The following is a 22,640-nucleotide window of genomic DNA, read 5'->3' on the forward strand; positions in this document are numbered from 1 at the left end:
ACGAATGGTCTATCATGTTAACAATGAAGGTGTCACAGCACTCGAACCCACTAGCTTCGGTGCCCTCAGCCTGACCGAGGCCGATATTGAGGAATGGATCATTAAGACGCCGTCGATACTCGGCGAAGACCTACTTGTGGTTGCCTCCCAGTACGCCAAGTTCGACCGAACTGCCGAACGCCCCGACGTGTTGGCGCTCGACCCTGATGGGAAGCTCGTCATAATTGAACTTAAGCGAGACAGTGCAGACAAGACGACTGACCTCCAAGCCATCAAATACGCGAGCTATTGCTCAACTATCAGTGCAGAGGAACTCCAGCAGGATTACCGGGCGTTCTGGAACAACCGCCGCGATAAGGACGACCAGCTCACACCCGAGGAGGTGGGCGAGCAGTTCAGGGAGTTCCTCGGTGAGGATGTCGCCACCACCGAAGACGGCTACGCCGACTTCGTCCTAGATGACCGACCACGGATTTTGCTCGCCGCGGGGAGCTTTGGCCCCGAGATCACAACCCCCGTCGTCTGGCTTGAACGCGAGTACGGCATGGACATCACCTGCATCGAACTAGACATCCACCAACGCGGCGAAGAGGCCTTCGTCAGTGCCCGTCAAGTGCTCCCCATCCCAGAGGCCGAGGAGTACATGGCCAAGCGCCGACAGAAGGAACGTCAACAGAGCCGGTCATCGAGTCGAGCCGAGAGGGCAATCACTGTCCTGCTTGAGGCAGGTCTCGTCGCGGAGGGGGACATCGTCCTGTTCGACGATGAAAGCCTACCCGACGACGCTGAGCGCGAGTACAACCCAAAGGACGACTTCTGGCGAGGCCGGATCACTGGGAAGACGGGACGGAGTGACAACGTCGAGTGGCTAGAAAACGGTGTAGAGTACTCGTTCACTGCTCTCGCCCAAGAAGTACTCGAACAAGCGACCGGTCGTGAATTCAATGTCAATGGATACCCGTACTGGCTACACTCTGGACACGAGATGAGCCTGTCCGAATCCGACGGTCAGAGGTTGGTGATATCGACTGGTGAGTTCGAGTATGCAAAGTATCAAAACTGGGGATAGAGTGCGAATTGATATCCCCGATAAGGACGATCCGGATTACCGGCACCACGGTGAGCATGGAGAAGTTACTGAGGTACTTCTGGACGATGCAGGCGCTTCCACTGGTGATGAGCGGGATTCGTTCCTCTACCGTGTTCAATTGGACTCAGGCGTACAGTTGGATTTTCGGTGGCGTGACTTACGACCGCCCCTTGAATAGAACCGTGTTTGTGCTACGTCCGAATCGTACAGTACTATCTTCCAGAAACACCCTCATCTGAGTCGTCAGAGGAAAGCCAGAGCCCCAGAGCACCCCCAATAGCAGCACCAACTGGCCCACCAGCAGCAAACCCTGCTAATGCTCCACCACCCGTTCCGAGAGCTTGTCGTTGTTCCTTGGGGAGCTTTTCGTGCGCTCCTTTCTCAACTACTCCACTCGCGTCACACTTTGGACACTGATTGAACTGGCCATTCTGGACGAGGGAACCACTCCCGTCGCACCGCGGACAGAGCTTCGTATCAGCCATAGTTATCGTTTGAGTGTACAGTGTTAAAGTTACTCCGCTGGACGTTCAAAACGCATTTTGCCATAGTTCCCACGACCAGGGCCTGTGTAGTAGATTCCTTCTAAGACTTCGCAATTGCCTTCTCGCTTCCGCTCTAAGTTCGCTGTACCGTAGTGCAGTACCATCTCCCCCGGTGTGTCTGGATCTGGTTCGTTTTCGTACTGGTATGATAGCGAGGGCCACTTCCCATCGTCCGTAAGAATCGTTGCCCCAGAACTATCCGACGACGAGGACTCAGTTTCCAACCGAACGTTGAGCTTACGCCAATTTTGATCGATTTCAATTGCCGCGGTCAGTTTGGTCATATCTGTCTCTGGGTTGTTCAACTCGTGGAGAGCAGCATCGGGGATGTCGTCTCCCTGGTATGATGTCTGAATGTATCCCTCCCAGCGTCCATTCAAATTGGGAACTCTGACGAGGTTAATCCAACGAGGTACGCGAGTCTTCCAACCCCAGAAATTAAAGAGAGCAAGAGCAACTCCGAAGAGGAGTGTCCAAGTTACACCAATGCCGGCTACGATAGGTAGGTATGCAGAGAGTTGTGTGATTAGCGATCCAACGAACCCGAGGGCAAGGTAGGCAGTGACACCGAGAATCGCGTATACCAGTGGCCGTTTGTCGTTGTCAGTAGAGTAGGTATGCATCGTCAGTCACTACCTCTGCCAAAGGTCAGTGAGTTTGTACACGAAGTTGTCTGCATGTTGAGTGCTCCATTTTGTATCCCCACTGCCGAACAGGTCTGTTACACCATTCTGGCATTCCCAATTGGAATAATCTGTGACCTGAAGATAGCTGAGAATCTTCTCAAATCGGTCGCGTTTGTCGTAGGTGTATCTTCCGTCTGGCACGTTGTAGAGCAAGTTCTCGAGGAAGTACGACGCTACGGTGTCTTTGTTGAGTTCGCTCTGCTTCACGAGGTAGTTTCTGGCACGTTTGAACATACGAACTGTTTCTTTAAATCGGCCTCCAGTGTCGGACTCTTTTGAACTGCCTCGTCCAATATGGCGCTTTGGATAATTAACAACCTGGTTTCCACTAGTATCCCAGAAAACGACACCCTCGTAGTAACCGGTAGGATATGAGTAGTACTTACGGTACTGTTGACAGACCAGCACGTCAGCGTTCAGGGGAAGCGCTGAAGTGTTCACCTCAATAGCCTTGTTGCCTTCTTTGATTGCACCCCTCCCATACCGATCTTCGAGCGTACCAACGACATCTGACCGGAACTCCTGCCAGCTGTAGCTCACCCCAGTTTTCTGGTTCTGCCATCGTTGTTTCTCACTGGCTGATAGCCCAGAGAGATCTGCCCGGTAGCTCGAGGTGAGCTTAGCCACTATATCAACGTCACTTGAGCCGCGCACAATGGTGTAGTTTCTGTACGAGCCTTGCAGGAAATCGTCGAAATCATTGCTATCCAGAGAACGGCTTCCATTGAGGACGTTTCGAATGCGCTGATGAGTCGTTTGAGCCGATTGTATCGCGCCGCTCTCGTAACTCGCCCACGAATCGAGTGTAGCGGAGTCTATTGTCATAATACCTTATAATTCGGCGGGGTGTATTAGAAACCTCGATACAGAGTGGAATTAGCCTCAAGACACAATGGCTGACTGAATCGCGAGTGCGCTACTGGCTACATTATTGGTATAAGTTATTGGCCGATAACGCCCCAACAAATGAGCCGAGCCTGGACGGCACTCTCACCCACAAGAGTGGTCTGGTACTCCGCAGATGCTTCGATATTGTCCTCGATGAATGCCCCTAGTTCGATGAGGAACTCTTCGACCGGCCAGTCGCCGAGCGAAGTGTAGTCGGGGTGTTCCCGGAAGGTCTCCCGCAATACTCTGTCTTCGTCTGTGTGTTCCAGCTTCACTCGATCGAGTTGGTCGAATAGCGCATTCGTCCACTCCCCAACCGTATCGTGCTCATCTACGGGTGCGGGTTGATCACCGTACTGTGGCAGGATTCGCATCTGCATCATATCGAGGAGCATCTCCTGCGTGGCGGACTGGCCACCGCCACTGAACACCTCCTCAACCTGGCCTTCACGTATCTCTTCTAACCGCTGGGAGAGATGCTCCTCGACCGACTCTCTGTTCGCAATCACTCTGTCGGTGTTCCCGGAAAGCTGCTCACCTTGGGTTTCCGGTGTGATGGCCAATGCACCAACAGGTCGCTCCTTCAGATCACCACTGAACGGCTTGTAATACAACGCTCGCCGCACACGCCCGAGCGGCGCATCTTCGGGTTCTCCAGTCTCTTCGTTCTCGAACCACAGATGGACAAGGCCGAACACACCCGGACGTGGGCCACTATTGTGGCCAATGGCATTCGTGTAGAGGAACTCTCGCTCGTCGGTCTGTTCCTCGAAATAGTCCTCCGCAAACTCGAAGTCTTCTGAAGAGAGCCCATAGTCGTCGTTCAGCTCTTCCTTGAGTAGCACACGCTCGAATGCCGCGTTCTCGTCACTACCGGCGTTCCGTAGCAGCGGATTCTTTGAGGTATCATCCAATTCGTTGTAGTCGGTCGCTTCACGGGACTCTCGAATTGACGACTCGATCTCCTCGATCTCCAGTTCCCCGATTGTCTTCTCCGTCTCGACCCCCGCCTTCTCCAGCACCGCATCCTCGTTCGGGTCGAGGATGTTGTTCTCCTTGCCCACGATGAGCGCGATGTCATTGATCTTCGCCTGCAAGCGCTGAAGGAGCTTAATTGCAGCCTCGATATCTCCGTCGGGGTAGAAATTGTGCACGTATTTGTCCGCCGTCGAACCAATGCGATCGACACGACCAACACGCTGAACAATTCGCATGGGGTTCCACGGCAGATCGTAGTTTACGACCACTGAGATATCTTGAAGATTCACACCCTCACTGAGAGTATCCGTGGCGACGACGTACTGCAACTCTGTCTCGTCACTTTCAGCCAGCGTCTGCTGGTATCCTGACGCCTCTGGAGCGAACCGTTTGATGATGTCTTGCTTGTTCTCGTCACCGCCCTTCACCACGGCACTGTTCTCCATCGTCATCGGTGATGACTCGTTGTCGACGAGTGTTCGGTGAACGTAGTCCGCAGTCGCGCGATACTGGGTGAAGATGAGTACCTTCTGGTCGTACCCGTTCAGGACATCAGCTAATCGGTCAATCTTGGGGTCACGGAACTCGCGGAGCGTGAATACGGCCTCGTAGAAGTCCAGGGTGGCGCTATCGGCTTCGCTCAAATCATGCCGGGGATAGAGGATAGGGTTTGGGTCGTCTTCTGGCACGTCTGGAAGAACCGCGGCACCATGGTCAGCGAGCCACTGTTCCAGCTCGACCTCCATGTCCGCTATCGCCCCGGAGTCGCGGGCTACACGACCGATGAACCGGGTGAGGAAGTACGCGAGGAGTGTCAGGTCTTCGCGGATGTACGTTTTTACTTCTCCCACTGTGGCATCGGCTAGTTCGTCGTCTGCATCGCCCCCATCTGCCTGGAGGGCACCACTATCGAAGCCGAACTCCTCAAGCGTTTGCTCCAGATCTTCAGCTGCGTCAGATCCTTCAACGAAATCCTCTAGCGTCGATCCAGGCTCGTCGGTGCCAAACGTACGTAGGACGTCGATATCTTCGTCCTCCGGTAACCCATCTAGGAACCCAAGGAGCGCCCGTTCACTCTCGTGGAGGGTCTGCACCGATTGGACGAACGCGTAGGTAGACGACTCAAGGCGTTTCAAGAGATTGAGTTTGTAGAGTGCTTTCAGTGTACCCCCTGCTTGTGGATTCTTGATGGTGATGTGTGGAAGGTGGAGCGCATCCATCACGTCCGGCAACATTCGATAAATGGGCTGGTATGCGGGAGGAAGCGAGTACTGTTCCTTGTGGAGTTCTGGCGGCTTGAAGCTCATATCGAACTCGTCTTGATCTGTCAGCGTCTCTTTGACGTGCTTTCGAGTTCGGAGAACCATCACCTCGTTTAGTATCTCGGATATCTCATCCGAGTGGCGCTTCAGTTGCTCTGTCATCTGGCGCTGCTCCTCCTCAGAGGCCTCCTCTTTTCCGGCAGCAACTCGCTTACGCTCCGCAGCGAGGTCGATATAGTCGTCAAAAGCACTGAATTTCAGCGATGCCTTGTTCATCAGCTCGTTTTCGTCGGTGAACAATCCGATGAGGTTCTTGAGGTCGCTAGCTGAGTTGTTGATCGGCGTCGCAGTCAGCATGATCATCGTGTTGTTCCGGAGAAGACGCACGTTCGCATGCCGACGAGTTCCCTTGTAATCGTCGTCGTCAACCGGGTTTGGTCGCCACTTCCCGTGGTTCCGGAATCGGTGTGCCTCGTCGATGAGCACTACATCGAATCGGTCGTCGAGAGTGGTCACTTCTTCATGGGTGAGGTTCTGGAATTTGCTGATGCTCATGACCTGCAAGTGTTTTCCGTCAACCTCGAGTCCGAAGAACGGGTCTCCGTCTTCGTCTGTCGCGTCTTGAAGGAGATCACGCCACTGGTCGGTCAGGTTGGCCGGGACGATAAGGAGACAATGGTCACCTTGTTCCCGGTAGTCGTAGAGGAGTTCGCTTCCGATGAACGACTTCCCTAGGCCGACAGAATCGGAGATGATGCAGCCGTCATATTGTGATAGCTTGGTTTTGGCACTTTCGTAGCCAAGCGTCTGGAAGTAGTAGAGTGGGCTGTCGCGGACACTGACGTTGCCGTTCAGCTCGTCGTACGCAAGGAGCTTGTACATCTCGAACGGTTCGAGATACGTTCCGAGATTTGCTTTATCCTCGACTTCATCATCGTCCTCATCCTGCTGTTCCTTCCACTGTTGGTAGCGATCGGTCTCCTCGATGATGTTGATGATTTCCTCGGAGAATTCCTCGCCGTTGGCCCATTGGTTGTCGTACCATTCTTCAAACGCTTCTGCGTCGCTTCCGTTCTGACTGGTCAGGTTGAGTTCAACATTGTGACGGTGGCCTGACTGTGAGAAGTTCGATGATCCGACGATAGTGACGGCGCCTCGCTGGTCGCGGTCACCGTTGCGTAGACTCGGGTCGTCCGTCGCACCGCGGAAGCAACCGCCTTTCGCATGGAAATATCCCGAGTCGGGATTTCGAACGCGAACATCAACGAGCCCCTCTGCAATGAAGTCTCGCAGTCGGTCAAGTCGTTCAATTTGCGCGTTGTTCAGATCTTCAACGTCTTCCTTCACTTCCTGCTCGAACTGCTCGTGTAGCGTTTGGCCTTCGCTGACTTCGTCGACGGTACGTTGGTCAGTCTTTCGCCCCATGAGGATACGAAATGGGGCTTGTTCGAGTTCTTCCGGATCACGGAGATTTTCGAGATCTTCTTTGAAGAGATCGAAGCCAGATAAGTAGAAGTAGCCCGTTGCGATGCGGATTTCCTCGCATTCGGGGACGACAGTCTTGTAAACGTCTTCGAGCGTGTTGTTCGAGTTATCTACAAGCGCGTCAAGCGAGGGTAACATCAGTTGAATAGTCTCTCTAATTAAGATGTCTTCATACTTTCCCTATTTCAGCACTATGTACGTGGTGTAGTTTCTGCATTTCATTACAGAAGCACAGGCAGCATAGCGAGTGTCTCTGACGAGCCATCAAAACCCTGTTTAAAATACATACAGGGGCTAACCGTCTACGCGTCACCCCAGTGCGTCCGGATAACCATAATCTCAATCACCAGAAAGGTTATGCCATATGAATTCCTCCTGCGGGCTATGCGGCGTAGAGACGTCCTTGCCACCATCACCGGCGTTGGCACGGCCCTCGTCGCTGGTTGCTCGGGAAGAGACGAAAATCCTGACACCGACATCGAGACGCCGGACATCGAAAAGCCTGATTTCGACATTCTGAGCAAGGAGACTGGCAAAGATCCTCAACTAAGCGATGTCATCGCCTCGCCAGTAGGCATCATTAATAAAAATCATCTCTCAGTCATCTTCTACTACGACGTGGCCGATCATTCCAAAGAATATACTGCCCACATACGAGTCGATTCCGACGAAGACACGAACGAGACTTCGAAACAACTCAAACAAGTCCGTGATTGGTATCCTGGCCTCGACGGGTTGGGAATCGAGCTCCCCAAGGGTGCAGAGGATACCTTCATGCCTACTTTATCAGTTACCCTTCTTGAGGACGGCGAAGAAGTGGACGTAGAGGAGGAACGGATTCGACTCTAACCCTGCTCGAGCGGCAACACGGTCTCCTCCTCAGAATGACACCCGCGCACTGTTGCCGTCCGATCGGCTCCTCGGGAGAACATCGGTTCCAGTGGAAGTTATGAGAACAGGCGGTACAGCAGAAGGAATCTGGGGTAGTCAACAACAGCCACAGCAGTCCGCGTATCAAATAGAATTCACATCAACCACCCAACAAACACACACAGAGTGTCACTTCCAGTCTGAGCGTTCTGAGAGGGGGTGGGGAGTGAGCCACGGTGGTTTTCACGTGCAAAGACCTTATTACAAATCACAACCAACGTTACCGTAGTGGGTAGAAACGAGCGTTAATTTCGCAGCTTGGTGCGTAGGTTGTTGTCGCTGACTATCCTGAGAAATCCTGCGGTGCACCCGCCCCCCTTCTGAAACTCCGCAGACTGGAACTGATACACTGTGTGTGTATCCTGATCCATAATCAACATAACAAAAAGAGATAGCGTTACAACCGCAACCAAATATATTGATTACTCACGCCTTGAAATTCGTCGACGACGAGTCGCCCACGCCGGGAGAGAGATCGGTATAGGTGTCAGGACTGGGCAGCAACCGGGGCTGCATATCCTCGATTAGCTCGACGACATCATAGACGTGGATGCCGGTTTTGAACCAGAGCACGTGATCAGCGGCCTCGCCGAAGTCCTCCTCGGCGCAGTCCAATCGCTCCGACACAGCGATCACCAAGTTATCGATATCAGCCGCTCGAATTTTCGATAGCTTCTCTTCACCATCACGCCAACCGAAGTACCCGTACGCATCTGGTCTGCCTACCAAAACTTCTGCGACAGGCTGGACAGCTAGTGCGACGTCTGAGACAGCCTGTGTTGTAGGTTATTAAAACGCAGTGACGAACCCTTTTACGTCCGGTATGGGCCTATAAATCCGGATGACCTACACCCAAAGCGTAGACAACGACAAAGCACACTGCGTCTGGACGAAACACATTCCAAGCAACATTGTCATCGCGGAATACAGCGAACCCGACTACCACCCGCACATCAACAGGGGCGACTTCTAATGCCGCGCGACCTCGAGTCTCTGATCCCGTTGTGGCACACGTGGGAAATCCAGTCAAAAACGCCTAATAAGCGTGTGTATGAGCATTCTGAACGGGTTGCTCGTATCGAACTGGATATGGATGGAGATCTGGTAACCCGCGCAAGTCTACACGAACGACGCGACGGTGAGTGGGTGCAATGCGCCCGCGTTCCTAGCAGAGAATTTGTTAATGCAGCACAGGATGACCACAAAAACGCGCTCGTGCACCATCTCGAAACGTCGTTCTCACTAGATAAGGATAGTTACCAACTCAGAGAATCGGAAACCGATGATACTGACGATAGCGACGATGTAAAAGAAAGCGAAGCTGATGACGGTGTGGTTAACGACAAGACGGAATCAAAGCAGGCAACGTTCGACGGCATTGAACACTTATCACACTAACGATGAGCGTGTCATGCAATAATTATCAAACAGAATAGAATGATGATACGACCGCTCTGAAACCACGCGTACGTCGACATGTCTCAAACCGCTACGTCGACCGACTCCTTGATGATGCTCTTGCGCTACTCGATGACCAATCTACCAACCAGGGGTACTTCCACGCACCGTACAACCTCGCGACAGTATGGTGGTGCCTGTGGCATCGAAGGAATCAAACCGGCCCACAACTACCCCTGCGTACTTCTCGACGCACTAGCCGACCTCAGAGGCGAATACGTTATTACTAACATCGGACAATCTGGATGATTCACCTGTGGTTGTGCCGCAATGGTCGGTTGTAGACGCTGATACCAGCGACGAGGTAAGCCGATTCAACAGCGATGACTTCGACAATACTGAAGACCTCCGCCAATGGCTAGATGAGCGATATATGGATTACTGGGGTAGATAACGCCAGTTAGGTTGGAAGCGGAAAAGCTACGAACCGGTATATTCGGAGTGGGGTACTTGTTGCAAGGATCGCCCTTTGACACAGATAGTCAGGACGAATGGTCATTACAGCAACGTTCTCTATCAAGAATGGTCAGAGAACCTATCTAACGGATTGGCGAAAGAACGTTCATCAACGAGAAACCCCGGGGTGGAGCGTTACTTGAGTCCGGCTTCATCCATCATTTCGACGGCCAGATGGTCGGGCTCTTTGCCGAGATAATTTCGACCGGAGGTGTCGCCGCCAGAGCGATTCAATCCTCTCCACGAATCCGGTTGTACACCAACGGGATGGCAATCAACACGATCGCAGAGACAGCCGGGCTCACCCTTCCATCGGCAACGTTCCTCGCAACAACCTCTCCTTGTATGAACTCACCAGTCATGAGCAGTTGAATCCCGATAGCGATAACGAACAGCACTAGTGTAACGTTCGTGTTGACGCTGGAGAGTGCTTTAGTCCGATAATTGGCTGGCATGCCATCTTCGTCAGTCGCCCCTTCCAGCTCGGCAGCCATCATCGCTGGTGAGCGGAGGGAAGACACGAACCCGTTGATTGTTGCGAGAGCGATGAACAAGACGCTGTACACTCCCGGGTTGAGAGTGTGTAGAAGGTCGAAACCGCCGATAAGTACAGCGGCCCAAGCAAACATTTTGAACTTGGGTTCTCGTTCGTATGCTTGGAACAGGGCGATTTCGGCGAGGATTTTGGAGCGGTCATCGACGTCGTATCGTGATTCCGTTTCGACAGACCTCTCGAGGAGAGGGAGAATCCATCGAATCCCTACTCGGCCCTTTGTGGAGATGTCGAACTGATCGTAGAGAGTTTCCCGTAGATTCTCCTCAGATACTACCTCTGGATCGGGTTCCTCTCGGTTCTCCAGTTCTCCTTGCACGATGAACTGTCTCTCCTTTCATCATATAAACTCTAGTCCGGGATCGTGTGTGGTGGAGAGTCTACTTGAGACCGGCTTCATCCATCAGTTGAACAGCGAACAATCCAGTTTCTTGCCAAGATGACCTTCGAAGAACGCCACAACCGAGTGTTCATCGACGCTAGAACAGCCAGCTAAAGCAATTCAATCGCCGCTCACAGTGCTCACCCCTTCAGGCTCAGAAATACGGAGCAAATCCGACACACCAAGTACATCCTCGATGATTTCATGCACAATATCAATGTGCTCCCCCTCAGTAATATCGGAATCTACAGCAACAAGGGTAGATATTGAGTGCTGACGAGAGACCTCGACCGCATCTACGAGGATCTCACAATCATGGCCAATACCGAGATCGCTCCGGAATCGGCTTAACAACTGGTCGTTGCTCTGTTGTGGGAAACACTGGTCAATCAATTCGTCCGGTAGCTGAATCTGGTACAATTCAATGTCCTGAAGGCAGCGACGCAGAGTGGACAACTGCTCTCGCTTCTCCATATCGTACCAACTCATCTGAATATCGTTCCGGAAATGTCGCCGGTCATTCCGGCTGACGTGGACATCTCGGTCGCGCGGGTCGTACTCAAAAATATCGTTATCAGTATCACGAAGGTACGAAACCACGTCATCGTAGAGATTGTACCGACGTTCACAAAGTGCATCGAACTCCCCATTGGCCTTCCCACCAATCACCGTGTAGAACGACTCACCATCGATGAGTCGCTGACATCCCCGATCCTCTTCGAGATCCCCAGGAAGTTGAGAATACACGTAGTTCACCACCACTGACGTGTCCAGATTGAGCTGGGAAGCTCCGCTCATTCAACCCCCTCCAGAACTTCCCTCGCCATCTCGTGCAGATGGGCCATCTGTTCTTCGTCTACTTGCCGGGAGTGATGACCAGCACGCGGATAGAGACCCGCATCGGTACATCGCTCACTCAACCGAGAACGCCTCGACAGCAGTTCTTCGTGGAAGTCCGTAAAGCGGTCTGCATGTTCCCCAATCAAGTGGTGCCGATTCGGGCCCTCTGCGGTTTGGGTAGAAATATACATTGCCGGGTAACGCCAGACGCTGTAGTAGAAGTACGGTGCGAGATCCTGCAACACAACGTTTTGTTCGCTTGATATCGATTCGAGGGTAGTGAGCTGAGCAAACACCTGCTCAATCACATCTGTTCCTCGAGTAACTATATCCACTATCTCGGACAGCTCATCTATTTGCGAAAGTTCCAGATGGAGGTCGGAAATGAGCAGACGAAATTCTCGTTCGTCCGACTCAGAAAGTAGTCCCTCTTGAGATCCTCCGCCGAAATCCGACAGCGAACGGTTCGTTGTTTCCTGTTCAATTGTCTCATCAAGGGTTTCGAGATGCTCTCGAATATCCGTCGATGTGAGATACAGGTCGGTGTACTCGTCGGGAGCGCATTCCCGGTAGAAATCGCGGAGGAATTCGAATTTCCCAGTGTACCAAACTTTTCGTAAGTCGTAATCGTCGAAGAAGACTTCTGACGCGAAGTAATCTCGGTACTGTTGAACGCGCTCATCCTCGCCATGATCACGTTGAATCCCTGCTGTGTTGGTGGTAATTCGTCCGGGGGCGTTATCAGGCTCGCCGGCGACTTTGGTGTAGGCTCCAGCAAGGTACCAGCTGTAGGTGACCGGGATGTCGAACTCTTTGATTGCGAAGTAGCAGAGTTTCTCTTGCTCTGTTCGTGTGACATGTCGGCCTGGGTCGTCGAAAACGTCCTCTACTGCAAGCTCAATGCCTCGTAAAAGGGCGTCTGCATATAGTTCCTCCTCACGAAATGGGTTGTTCGAGCCCGGTGTGGGAGGAGTCATGATTGGAATATACTCGCTATGATGCCGATATGTTTTGTGGTACTGGTTTGGGAGAGTTCGATACCTGCTGGTGAGTGCTGTTCTTACTATCGTGTTCAGCAGGGACGGTGAAAGGTTGTTGCCTCGGACTGAAAGTGAAGACCAGCCTGCCTCTTGTGGCACAGCCCCTTCTTGAGAAAGAACCTGGAATCCGGGTCTCATCTGACTCCGGCTTTAGCCATTATTCCGACGCTTGGATGGCTGGCTTCGTCACTCAGAATGTCGGGAGTTTCTGAGTGACCACCACTCTCCCTTAAGCATATAAAGATAAGGCATGTAGTAATACACAGAGTAAGGCAAATTCGAAACGGCCCGAAATCACCCTCCAAACATGAACTACAGTTCAGACTCAGTCGTGTACACCCTCACCGAAAAGATTTCCTACGAAGGCACCACCATCCACGGAGTCTACTCCGACAAGAAAGACGCCCTCGCCGACGACCACGACGCCGCTCATGAGCAGCAAACCGGATACGACGAAGACTACAGCATCTCCCACTGGAGCGACGGCAGCAAAAGCTTACAGATTGATGATACTACCTGGATCGTCACTCCCGAGGAGGCAAAATAGATGACCAACGACCGAATCTGCTACAAAACCAAAGCCTGGCCACGTGGCCAATCTTCGGTCGCATCAACCATACCGAAGCAAATCCGGATGATCAAGGGCGCTCCCCCAGCTGAAGACCTCGAACTCAGGTGGAGCATTAACCCCAACACCGGAGTCGTCGAGGTCGAGTTCCACGAACGCGAAAAAGAGGACGAGGACGATGAGTAAGGCGCTCGTCTGGATACGCAAATCCAAAGGTAGCGATGACGACATCGGCCTCGAAGACCAACGCGAGAAAGTCAAAGCGCTCGCCGATGAAATCGCCGACGAACGTGAGATCCTCGACCTCGGCGTACACACAGGTTTCAGTTCGATGACTCGAGACGAACCAGCAGGCCTGCTTGACCAGAACGACCGCGTTACAAACACTGTTGAACGCATTCGGAACGGCGAGCACCAGTACCTCGTCGCATGGGACGATCGGCGGGTCTGCCGTGACGAATACTTCACCATCATCGAATACGCCTGCAAGCAAGGTGACTGTGAGATTGTCTACTACGCCGACGTGGACGAAGACGACCTCACGTTCGACCTGAAGCGTCGTATCGAACGCGACACCAAGGAGGAAGAAATTCGGAAGGCGAAGCGTGCCCTCAAAATCAAGAAAGAACGAGGTGACGACTTCGGTCGTCCCCGGTTCGGGTATACCTACAACGCGGAGAAGACACAGCAGATTCCGGACACCCAAGAGTTCCAACGAGCGCTCAGAGTGATTCAACTTCGTGACCGGGGAAAGACGTATGCAGCTATCAACAACGAGACTTGCGTGCCTGAAGGAACAATTGCGAATATCCTTGGCCGGCGTGACGAATACCTCAAAGAGGCCGAAGAACGTGAGATCATTCTTGACGCAGATACAATATCTCCCTAGCCGTCCAAGCGGTCGGTCGGACATCGTCGTCTTTTCCTCGATATTCAGGATAATCGACACACAAAGCCGTCTATCTCGTACTCTGACCATGATTTCCCCACCTACAGACCTGGCAAACCCGGTTCCGGAATAGAGTGTCTACGACGCCAGCCCGCCCTACTTCCAGACCCGCGACCAACGCCTCATCCGCGCTCTCTACACATGGAGGGCTCCGCGTCTCTGAACCCGGCACTCTCGACATCGATCACGTCGACTTTGATCACAACGGACTCCGCGCACCCCGACGCGCATTCAGGAAGATTACCCCTCTGAGCGGTCGCCACTCTTCGAGATCATCGTCCTTCCACCCAAGGTGTCGCCGAGGTGCGCGACTCTCTCCGCGACCGATAGAAGAACACTCGACTCTGTTGAAACCCTCTTTCTTAGACATCTACTCTTGTGAAACTACTACCCATCACATATGCGAAGAGAATAATACCTCTAAATTATACCATGACGGTTTGAAATCTCCTACTATCGAATCGCTTTATAGGCTTAGTGAGAGTTCATCATAGAGTATAGATATGAATCAAGGTCTCCTCCAAATCCTCCGTAAGGACTTCTCACCGAATCAATTTGAACACCTCATTGCAGACCTATGGACTCTCCAAGACTGGAATACGCAGGTCACCGCTCAAAGTAATGATAAGGGAATCGACGTAGTAGCAACACAGGATTTCCCATATAAGCAGAAAATATTAATCCAGGCTAAGAAATACGGAGAAAGGAGTCGGGTGAGTAGTCCAGAAATGCAAAAATATGCTTCCCTAAAACAACGTGACGAGGTCGATTCAGTTATAATTGTAACGACAAGCGAATTCACTGGGGAAGCAAAGTCAATCGCAGAAGAGTTCAATCTTAAATGCATCAATGGGAAACAATTGCTCAAGTTCATCCACCGTCTGGAGGCAGAACAGTTGGTAAGGGATTATGCCTCAGAGGATGCACCCTCGCCTACAGTTGAACGCCCGAGTTATCCCAGTCAGGAATCAAATGACCAACAACTCGGTGAAGTTCCAACGACGAGTACCCCTGAACCCGTCTCCGTAACGGCTGAAGGCGTCGATATTTCAATGAAGGCTGTTGGATTATCGCGGGGCCGTTCTCTTGAACACTATCTGACTCACGATATTTCAGTGGTGGAGGAGAAGATAAGTTTGGGTGGAAAGAAGACCTTTGAGGGCAGGGTAGTAGTATTCATAGAGATCACTAATATGGGTGACAAAGTAGATGCTCGAACCAAGTACTTCTCCTTCGAAACTGAGGATGACTACCAGTATTCAGTTGCCAGTGACACTGTAATGGCAATTACGTCCGTCCATTTCAAGGATAAGTGGAATTCATCGAAATTCGAAATATCCCACGGCCAGACTCAATATTGGGCGATAATCAGTGAACCAATACCCCCCAACATCGACCTACATAGACTCACCTATGCGAATAGTGGTGAAAGATTAGAGATTGAGTTCGGTGATGTGCGCGATGCACTACACGAACAGAACGCGTTAGCTTTCAGCTCCTAACGAACGAGCTTAATCAACTATTCTAGTATACCGAATGATATGGCGTTCCATTACACTCATCGATCACTATCAGAATTTGTTATCCGCTGAGGATTTCAACAGAGATGGACACTCACATTGTTTGTCGATCGGTCGTCTCCTCGAGAGAACATCGGTGCCAGTGGAAGTCATGAGAATAGGCGATACAGCAGGCGGGATCTGAGGCAGTCAACAACCACCGCAACAGCCTACGTGGCAAGTAGCGGTCACATCACTCGCCCAACAAACACACACAGAGTATAAACTGTGGAATGCTAATCCACAAAATCCGCCTGGCGGGTTTTAGTTTGTGGGACAATCAGTCCAGCACTTCTTCTAGAATGATACAGTTCAATTCCTCCGTCGGATTGCCGGCATAGATACTGACTAGCCGAGGGACGTGACTCATAGCCTCTAGTATCCGCCCGCGCTGCCGGTCAATTCGAACGCGGCGGTTGACATCCACGGGTAGCTTCGTCATTGTTGCCAACCCCGGAGTATCCGAGTTTTCATCGGCAACATAGTACATCTGATGTGTGTATACCTCGTCTTTGTCTTCGGGGTGTTCGATGTCAACGTAGAAAGTCGTCGTACCTTCAGGGCCAGGAATTTCGGGTGTGTGCCTTACATCAATGTCCCAGTCTGGCACGTCTTCGGTGCAAATTAACTCATCCAACTTGCTCTCGAACATGCTCACGATACCCTGCCCTTCGAACTTGGAAAGTTCCCAGATCGGAGTGGGGGAGTCCCCTTTGGGGTCGATGTCTAGAATTTCGGCAAGTTTCTGTATTTCCTCACGATCGGAGTCCTCGCCGAGAACGAACTCTTCGAGTTGGGCGATCATCTCCTCGGTGATCTCCGCGTCCTCAGCATCGAGATCTCCGTCAATTCCGGCACCAGACGGTTCAGAGTCACCAGTCTTGAGCAGCCCCACATCATACATCGCCCACTGTAGTTGGGATGGAATACGCGGGCCTCGCTCCACATTGATGATTCCAGGGTCGTAGGCCAATCGGTCGAAGAGTCGCTTACCCATATCGGTTGCCCGCATAGTATAGTTGCCTTCGCTGGAGCCACCGTAGAGGAAGTAGCCCGACTTGGTGTTGGAGGCGGCGTACTGGTAGAGTCGTGCCATCTGTTGTCTGATAATTCATACAACCAAACATTACACTGTCGGTTCACACCTACGCATCACAGTTACGCATTTGTCAAAACACTAGAATTACCAGTCATAGTTACGCCGACATCGGTCAGGCTCACAGCTACTTTTACTGACTTCAGAGCCACGCGACTGGCTGTCACACTTGGAAAGCACACCCCGGCTCAACAACCGCCAGTATCGTCTTCGACGGAGCCGGAGTCAGAACTGCATCCACAACCAACAGTAGATGGTGTATCTGAATGCTTCTCTTTGAGCCGGAGCGTCTCCTCAAGGCATTCCTCAGTTACCTCCTCATAACCGGCAAAGTGGTCAAGGATGGTCTCCATCTCGGCTTCTCCGAGTTTTGCCTCACTCCGGGGGCTGACCCCGACCTCATTCACCGGGATTGCATCTGCGAGGCCGTACAGCTTCACGGGGCCAGTCACCGCATATCGATCGCCCATATCCAGGTAGTCTCTCTTTTCAATGTACCCAACAATCTGCTTCCCGCCAGACAACTGGTCGGGGTTCGTGATGAGCACAAGGAACTGCTCATCGGAGGTGAGGAATGATGCAATCGCTTGTGGCACGCAGCTGTGGTGATAGTTCTCTGCGGCAATGATCTCACCATCGGTGTTGAGGCCTTGCTCAGCGCCGTACTCGATGTTCGGTTCGGTCTTCCCACGATCGGGGATATCGCGTACGGGAAGCGCTGAGCCGGAGCAGTGGTGGAAGAACTGCGTCCGTCCGGTTAGGGCGGCGCTCTCGATCATGATCTGCTCTTCAGGCGGGTAGGTTGGTCTGGATGACATATATTGAATCTGGTTGACAGTGTTCACTCGATTCGGAACAGGTCAGCAAGGATCGTCCGCCCGAGGATGACCTCCGCGAGCAATTGCATTCCGTGCTGATACTCATTTCCGGGAGTCTCCAGCGTTCGCTGTGGTGTTTTTCGCCCCGTGGTGGTGCGGATGTCTTCCGGACTGATCGTTGACTCCTCTCCGAGCACCCCGAGCCACTTCACAGGGACGTGGTACTCTCGAAACTCCTCCTCCCCAGGATTGTACAGGTTCTCCTCAGCAGGAACTCTCGAGCCGCTCCACGAAGCCTGCACGACGCCAAAGGCCCGTGCTCCACCGTCGTACTTGACCGAAGAGTCACTCACGTACGATACGACACCATCACCTGGCTCTAGTTCGCGGAGTGATTCTCCAAACCGTTCGGCACCGTACGTCGCGACGACTCCATTGGAGTAGATCTTCGTCCCATCTCCGGGCACGTACTGGGCGTTGGTATTCACATAGTGGATAGTCGATGTCTCAAAGTATCGTTCGAGCGCCTCCTCAATCGTCTCAGACATGTTTCCATCCTCCTTGAGCTTCTCTTTCAGCGACGTGGGCAGCGTAATGCTTGCCCGCTCTCGTTCTTCAGACATTGGCTTCGACTCATGCGTACTCAGACTATTCACTTAATGATTCCCCTCTATGTGCACAAAAGTGGGTTCAATGTCAAGCAACCAGTTAGCCTCCATCGGTCGCATTACTCCTGAATTAGACAGTACACCGTGGGTGATACTCATTCCACGATCAGTTGCCAAGAACAACATCTGTTCAAGAGGTTCCCACCCCGTGAACAAGAAAACGACCCACAAAGCACGATCTCGCCTTATCGCACTGCCCGGCTAGTACGCTTCCCCAAGTGAAACAGAAGCCAGTAGTTCACATTACATGCCCCCGAAGGAGGCTCTCAGGAGATCCCTCCTCAACCATCTGTTCCACATCCTCTCGAGTCAATCCAACCATCTTCGGATCTCGCTTCGACTGAATCAACTGCTCAGCCCCAATATTTCGACTTGATGTGAATCCACCCATACTGATGAAGTAACAAACTTTGCAGGATACAGTGGCCATCCCCACCTTGTCATGGAACACGCTGATATCGTTCGTCCCAGTCGCATCTCCACGCCACTTATTCTCCAATAGGGTTGCGTCTCCTACTAGCCGATGCAGCCATTCGGGTGCATCTAGACATGTGACAAACACATCAACCTCCCCTGTCGCCACCTCCCGGCCAATCACTACGTCAACACCCGGCAGTTGATTGAACAGCAGTCCCACAAAGTAATCGAAATACCTGCCTCTCGTTGCACTATTGTCTAGACTTTCCAGCTCAGAGAACTTTGTCTCAAAGTACTTCGGGTTCAAATCGCTAGAAGACTCTATGAAGGTTTCAAACTCCAACTTGAGGTTAGAAAAAAATCGGGGCTCTCCGTGAACTCGTATACAACAGACCAATTTGTCTTTTCATGAGGGCGAAACTCCTCCCCACAGAAGCACCGCTCAGACTCCGTTGGAACACTATCCTGAGATGCGAATGTCCCATGATCTTGACCACAATATGGACACCGCACCTTGATTTTCGCTGCTAACGCACCCTCATCACACAACTCGGATAAGAAGACAAGGACTTGTGACTCATCAACTCCAGACCGTTTTGCTAACGTCGTCCGAGTGAATCTCCCCTGCTCAGCTTGAATCTCGCTTAGAGACGTTTCCAAATTCTTGTAATTTTTGCTGGGGATATCCTCCACTTTGTCCGAGAACATCGTTAATGAGTTCCTCTATCTTGTTAATTCGTTCTTCGCGTTCGTAACTTCTGAACCAAATTTTACTCTGCGGGCGATTCAGGTCGAAGGAGAAACCACCTTCTTTCAACTTGACGTAACCCCGTGAGATGTTCCCATCGCCTTGGGTGAGTTCGTTCTGAACCTGTTTGTCATCCCGGAGATCCATGTACTTTCCATCGTCGGACTTCTGTGATGTGAATCTAACTGATCCAGCAGTCCGATCCGAGGACTCGTTGATATGGAGACTCATATTGATGTACTTCTGGATCTCATCACCCAACTCCTCAATGAACTGCTGGTCGAAGTCTGGTTTGTACAAGACATCGTCCCGAGTGACATCGATACCGACTGCCCGTGCGACTGTTTTGCAGATTTTCCGACTTAATGCGACATCCGCGGTTCTCACGTGTACCAGGTCGGTATCTCGGTTTATCACCGCGATGCACTCGTCCGGGTAGAGTTCTCGTTGTGGTTCACCAGTCTCAGGATCAGTCCACTTGGTCGTAACGTGCCGACCCAAGACGAGATAAAGTCGGTCATTGAACTGACGTGCATTAGCAATGAATGGTTCATTCTTCATTCCCTCCACTTCTTCTGATCGAGGGAATTGGCGGATAACCTTCGACTCTAAGTCATCAAATTCGTTGGAAATGCCAGTGATGACGAAGAAGTTCAGGCTCTGTTGGCCTCCGAATCGGAATTGGCGTTTGAATTCCTTGAACTCGTCTTCATCTAGTATTTTCGCAGTATGTTCCCGAACATCCTTTTCGTAGTCAGGAACCTCCTTGTCAATGCTTCGCAGGTAGTCCTTGATTGCTACCTGTCTGATTTCTTTGGCCCGAATCCAATGCGTTCGTTGTTGGATAGTTTCCGATGAAGGGCCAATTTCCTGGCTACTCTCACCCGTACTCATTCTTATACCTGACTGACAACCCCAGTATTATAAACCTAGGTGTCAAGAAGAATCTCTCTATAGCACGGTTCGGAAAGACTGCTACCACTGAACTACCCGGTTCTCAAGTAAAACGAGACTTAGTAAACGTCGTCTGGGGAGATCACGACTGCACCAACAATCGAGAGAGTCCCATAGATGACTACACACGCGACAAGCATCCACGTCGGGGTTTCCAGAACCCATCCGTCCAATTGAGTCCACAGGTGCGTGCCTGCACTCCCGGTCAGGATTCCCATCGCTACGAATAGGAGGTTGAAGGCTGCGCGGTCTTCGGTTACTGCACTGCCGTTCACTATCGGTTCTGCGTCTGCGTCTGTTTCTGACATTACAACTAAAAATACGCCCTACAGTCGTTTAAACAAAAGAAGTAAGAGAAACTACTGAGTCGGCCACTCTGAGTCTATCTGCCGGATCAACTCGGACGCAGGCATTCCCTGCTCTGCTGCGATCACATCAATCAACTCCCACGCCCTCTCTTCTCGAGGCGACGATATCTGGGTGGGGTTGCCAGCTAACGTCACCAGCGCTTCCGCGATGATCATCCAGTCCTGTGGGTGCAAATCCTGTGTGGAATCAATGCACGTTGGCATGGACTGTGCTGGCCGCGGCTTCACTGATAAACCCTCGTACCTCCAGTCGGTTTTTGTTGCCCGATGAGACTGTGCATGACGATGGCCACATCTCCCTGGTCGATACCATCTTGAAGCAACCCCACAAACACCTATTCATGACCACCGACCCACAGTTCGACGAAGAACACATCGAACAAAAACGTGAAGAAATCCGGAATGCCCTATCCGAAGAGGGAATCACCAAGAACGATCTCGAGGAGATGACCCCGGACGAAGTCCTTGACGCGGTCGGTACAGCGATGATAAAACAGCAGAACGCCGAGGATGACGATTTTGATGTTAATGAAGAAGCTCGGAAAATCATCGAGGAGTCACGAGAGATGGGCGACAGTATGGCAGACTCGCCTCCGGAAGGGCAGACGTGTGAAAGAGAGGGGTGTGACCGTGATGCAGTTCGCGGGCCAGGCAAGGAGTGGCTATGCGAGAAGCATCAGAAAGAATTCTTCAGGCAACGTCACGGGTGAAACCCTCGCCGACACCATTTAACAGGGGTGCGCACGTACCTCAATATGGATGCAGGCCACGCCCTTGCCTTTGAGGCGGGGACTGGCCTGACAAGCACGTGCGGTCACAGCGCACGCGTGTTGACATCCGGACTTCTGCGGTTCAGTTGGTAAGCTAGAACTCGAAATCCATCTCGCTTAGCTCATCCAGAGCTTCGTCCGATGCATCGATATGACGGAGCGCTACCACAGTCTCTCTCGCTTTCTCAAACTCCTCACCGAAGAACTCCCGCGCTTCTCTCTCGCTCACCTCCCCATCTTTGTACTTAATGATCATTTCATCGTACCGCTCTGAGTCTACAGGTGGGGTGTCGGTCATGCCTGATATTTCAGTGTCGAAGGTCAAAACAGTTGATGGGTCAGAACTCGTCGAGCGTTCGGTGCTCCGCATCCTCAGGCCAGTCGTCTGGGACTGTCAGTCCGGGACTGGGCTCTTCGCGCTCCTCTACAGCGAGGTTGTCGGAGAACTCGTTGTAGAAGGCGTCGGCCAGTGATCGTACGACGATGGCCATGTCTTCCTGGTGCTCGATCTCTCGTTGGTCGCGGAACTGCACGCCCTCGAGCGTGTCGTGGCTGGTGTACAGTTTCGCGATTGCCCACGAGGTCTCGTCGACATCGAACAGACCCTCCGAGTTAGCAGGTGGGCACACGTCGATGAAAGCCGTCATCGAATCGTGTTCGAAGCAAGCGTAGCGAGCTGTTCGCATGGCCATGCCCGGATTCCGGCGCCAATCTGACGGGAGCATTGCAGTATCGTTCATCATACCTAAACATACGAGAACCACCCGTTTAAAGCTGGAGAGCAGCCCTGCCACTACCGATTGTTAGTCGTTATCCACGTGATCAACCCGCAGTTTAGATACGTTCGCTTCAGTCACCGAGTCACCAACCCACTCAGGCGCATCCTCGTCAGCATCGACCTTCCACGCCCAAGCATCGTACACGTGCACATCATCGGTGCCACGCTCACGAAGTCGAATATCTATATGATCAGCTTCGTCTTCAGACTCCCCACTGGGGAGTCGTCGGGCAGCCTTTAGTGCTGCTTGACGCGGAGAACTACCGCTAAAAACGCTGGATTCGTTACCATCACTGTCGCGCAACACAAAGTTTCGCTTGTCGTTATCAGCCATTCTTCTTATCTGAGATATCC

At 52.1% G+C, this 22,640-nt stretch carries 25 protein-coding genes and 1 pseudogene; 10 read left to right on the forward strand and 16 right to left on the reverse strand.

Annotation, left to right across the window (positions count from 1 at the left end):
• The first annotated feature begins 4 nt into the window (after positions 1-4).
• Together ACFQS4_RS11845 and ACFQS4_RS11850 are read left to right on the forward strand one after the other, a co-directional pair.
• Entirely contained in the window at positions 5-1,069 is a 1,065-nt protein-coding gene (locus tag ACFQS4_RS11845) for an endonuclease NucS domain-containing protein (RefSeq protein WP_497901709.1), read from the forward strand.
• Complete coding sequence (locus tag ACFQS4_RS11850) at positions 1,044-1,268, forward strand: DUF8139 family protein (protein ID WP_497901710.1); 225 nt, start codon at positions 1,044-1,046, stop codon at positions 1,266-1,268. Before ACFQS4_RS11845 ends, ACFQS4_RS11850 begins: the two co-directional genes overlap by 26 nt.
• 336 nt (positions 1,269-1,604) lie before the next feature.
• On the opposite strand, the gene ACFQS4_RS11855 is transcribed toward ACFQS4_RS11850, so the two are convergent.
• From ACFQS4_RS11855 to ACFQS4_RS11865, 3 genes are all read right to left on the reverse strand, one after another.
• The gene (locus ACFQS4_RS11855) at positions 1,605-2,258 is read right to left on the reverse strand and encodes a Cap15 family cyclic dinucleotide receptor domain-containing protein (protein WP_497901711.1); all 654 of its coding nucleotides are present in this window, start codon (positions 2,256-2,258) and stop codon (positions 1,605-1,607) included.
• Positions 2,259-2,267: 9 nt separating this feature from the next.
• Positions 2,268-2,948, reverse strand: a complete 681-nt coding sequence (locus tag ACFQS4_RS11860; RefSeq protein WP_497901712.1) for a nucleotidyltransferase-like protein — start codon at positions 2,946-2,948, stop codon at positions 2,268-2,270.
• Between the two features lie 314 nt (positions 2,949-3,262).
• Complete coding sequence (locus tag ACFQS4_RS11865; RefSeq protein WP_497901713.1) at positions 3,263-7,072, reverse strand: helicase-related protein; 3,810 nt, start codon at positions 7,070-7,072, stop codon at positions 3,263-3,265.
• Between the two features lie 246 nt (positions 7,073-7,318).
• On the opposite strand from ACFQS4_RS11865, the gene ACFQS4_RS11870 reads away from it, so the two are divergent.
• Positions 7,319-7,783 (forward strand): hypothetical protein, encoded by a 465-nt coding sequence (locus ACFQS4_RS11870; protein ID WP_497901714.1) that lies wholly within the window; start codon positions 7,319-7,321, stop codon positions 7,781-7,783.
• A 507-nt stretch (positions 7,784-8,290) separates the two neighbouring features.
• Here ACFQS4_RS11870 and ACFQS4_RS11875 read toward each other — a convergent pair.
• Positions 8,291-8,545, reverse strand: a pseudogene (locus ACFQS4_RS11875) (DUF790 family protein); the annotation flags it as partial.
• A 160-nt stretch (positions 8,546-8,705) separates the two neighbouring features.
• On the opposite strand from ACFQS4_RS11875, the gene ACFQS4_RS11880 reads away from it, so the two are divergent.
• Together ACFQS4_RS11880 and ACFQS4_RS11885 are read left to right on the forward strand one after the other, a co-directional pair.
• Positions 8,706-8,837, forward strand: coding sequence for a hypothetical protein (locus tag ACFQS4_RS11880; RefSeq protein ID WP_497901715.1), 132 nt, complete (start codon positions 8,706-8,708; stop codon positions 8,835-8,837).
• Entirely contained in the window at positions 8,837-9,262 is a 426-nt protein-coding gene (locus ACFQS4_RS11885) for a hypothetical protein (RefSeq protein ID WP_497901716.1), read from the forward strand. The genes ACFQS4_RS11880 and ACFQS4_RS11885 overlap by 1 nt, the downstream gene beginning before the upstream one ends.
• Positions 9,263-10,008: 746 nt before the next feature.
• Here the strand turns inward: ACFQS4_RS11885 and ACFQS4_RS11890 are convergent.
• From ACFQS4_RS11890 to ACFQS4_RS11900, 3 genes are all read right to left on the reverse strand, one after another.
• Positions 10,009-10,650, reverse strand: coding sequence for a hypothetical protein (locus tag ACFQS4_RS11890; protein WP_497901717.1), 642 nt, complete (start codon positions 10,648-10,650; stop codon positions 10,009-10,011).
• Positions 10,651-10,833: 183 nt separating this feature from the next.
• Positions 10,834-11,511: a DUF8169 family protein gene (locus tag ACFQS4_RS11895; protein WP_497901718.1), complete on the reverse strand. Its 678-nt coding sequence runs from the start codon at positions 11,509-11,511 to the stop codon at positions 10,834-10,836.
• Complete coding sequence (locus tag ACFQS4_RS11900; protein ID WP_497901719.1) at positions 11,508-12,530, reverse strand: DUF8098 family protein; 1,023 nt, start codon at positions 12,528-12,530, stop codon at positions 11,508-11,510. Before ACFQS4_RS11900 ends, ACFQS4_RS11895 begins: the two co-directional genes overlap by 4 nt.
• A 370-nt stretch (positions 12,531-12,900) precedes the next feature.
• On the opposite strand from ACFQS4_RS11900, the gene ACFQS4_RS11905 reads away from it, so the two are divergent.
• From ACFQS4_RS11905 to ACFQS4_RS11920, 4 genes are all read left to right on the forward strand, one after another.
• Positions 12,901-13,140: a DUF7336 domain-containing protein gene (locus ACFQS4_RS11905; protein WP_497901720.1), complete on the forward strand. Its 240-nt coding sequence runs from the start codon at positions 12,901-12,903 to the stop codon at positions 13,138-13,140.
• Entirely contained in the window at positions 13,141-13,347 is a 207-nt protein-coding gene (locus ACFQS4_RS11910) for a hypothetical protein (protein WP_497901721.1), read from the forward strand. It abuts the gene before it with no gap.
• Positions 13,340-14,050: a serine integrase family protein gene (locus ACFQS4_RS11915; RefSeq protein WP_497901722.1), complete on the forward strand. Its 711-nt coding sequence runs from the start codon at positions 13,340-13,342 to the stop codon at positions 14,048-14,050. Before ACFQS4_RS11910 ends, ACFQS4_RS11915 begins: the two co-directional genes overlap by 8 nt.
• A gap of 563 nt (positions 14,051-14,613) precedes the next feature.
• Complete coding sequence (locus ACFQS4_RS11920; RefSeq protein WP_497901723.1) at positions 14,614-15,612, forward strand: restriction endonuclease; 999 nt, start codon at positions 14,614-14,616, stop codon at positions 15,610-15,612.
• 337 nt (positions 15,613-15,949) lie between these two features.
• Here ACFQS4_RS11920 and ACFQS4_RS11925 read toward each other — a convergent pair whose 3' ends face one another.
• From ACFQS4_RS11925 to ACFQS4_RS11950, 6 genes are all read right to left on the reverse strand, one after another.
• Positions 15,950-16,765, reverse strand: coding sequence for a hypothetical protein (locus ACFQS4_RS11925; RefSeq protein WP_497901724.1), 816 nt, complete (start codon positions 16,763-16,765; stop codon positions 15,950-15,952).
• Positions 16,766-16,953: 188 nt separating this feature from the next.
• On the reverse strand, positions 16,954-17,544 hold the full coding sequence (locus ACFQS4_RS11930) for a hypothetical protein (protein WP_500193415.1): 591 nt from the start codon (positions 17,542-17,544) through the stop codon (positions 16,954-16,956).
• A 62-nt stretch (positions 17,545-17,606) separates the two neighbouring features.
• Complete coding sequence (locus tag ACFQS4_RS11935) at positions 17,607-18,206, reverse strand: hypothetical protein (RefSeq protein WP_497901726.1); 600 nt, start codon at positions 18,204-18,206, stop codon at positions 17,607-17,609.
• 283 nt (positions 18,207-18,489) lie between these two features.
• Complete coding sequence (locus ACFQS4_RS11940) at positions 18,490-18,975, reverse strand: hypothetical protein (protein WP_497901727.1); 486 nt, start codon at positions 18,973-18,975, stop codon at positions 18,490-18,492.
• A 321-nt stretch (positions 18,976-19,296) separates the two neighbouring features.
• Positions 19,297-20,310: a hypothetical protein gene (locus tag ACFQS4_RS11945; protein ID WP_497901728.1), complete on the reverse strand. Its 1,014-nt coding sequence runs from the start codon at positions 20,308-20,310 to the stop codon at positions 19,297-19,299.
• Positions 20,311-20,429: 119 nt separating this feature from the next.
• On the reverse strand, positions 20,430-20,678 hold the full coding sequence (locus tag ACFQS4_RS11950; RefSeq protein WP_497901729.1) for a hypothetical protein: 249 nt from the start codon (positions 20,676-20,678) through the stop codon (positions 20,430-20,432).
• A 401-nt stretch (positions 20,679-21,079) separates the two neighbouring features.
• Between ACFQS4_RS11950 and ACFQS4_RS11955 the strand changes: the two genes are divergently transcribed.
• Positions 21,080-21,448, forward strand: coding sequence for a hypothetical protein (locus ACFQS4_RS11955; RefSeq protein WP_497901730.1), 369 nt, complete (start codon positions 21,080-21,082; stop codon positions 21,446-21,448).
• 154 nt (positions 21,449-21,602) lie between these two features.
• Here ACFQS4_RS11955 and ACFQS4_RS11960 read toward each other — a convergent pair whose 3' ends face one another.
• From ACFQS4_RS11960 to ACFQS4_RS11970, 3 genes are read right to left on the reverse strand one after another with little or no spacing between them, the layout of a single operon-like run.
• On the reverse strand, positions 21,603-21,806 hold the full coding sequence (locus ACFQS4_RS11960) for a hypothetical protein (RefSeq protein WP_497901731.1): 204 nt from the start codon (positions 21,804-21,806) through the stop codon (positions 21,603-21,605).
• Positions 21,807-21,846: 40 nt separating this feature from the next.
• Positions 21,847-22,251, reverse strand: coding sequence for a hypothetical protein (locus ACFQS4_RS11965; protein WP_497901732.1), 405 nt, complete (start codon positions 22,249-22,251; stop codon positions 21,847-21,849).
• 60 nt (positions 22,252-22,311) lie between these two features.
• Positions 22,312-22,620, reverse strand: a complete 309-nt coding sequence (locus ACFQS4_RS11970; protein ID WP_497901733.1) for a non-histone chromosomal MC1 family protein — start codon at positions 22,618-22,620, stop codon at positions 22,312-22,314.
• Positions 22,621-22,640: the final 20 nt, after the last annotated feature.

It is taken from the genome of Saliphagus sp. GCM10025317, assembly GCF_042663665.1.
In the GTDB taxonomy this organism is placed as follows: Archaea; Halobacteriota; Halobacteria; order Halobacteriales; family Natrialbaceae; genus Natronosalvus.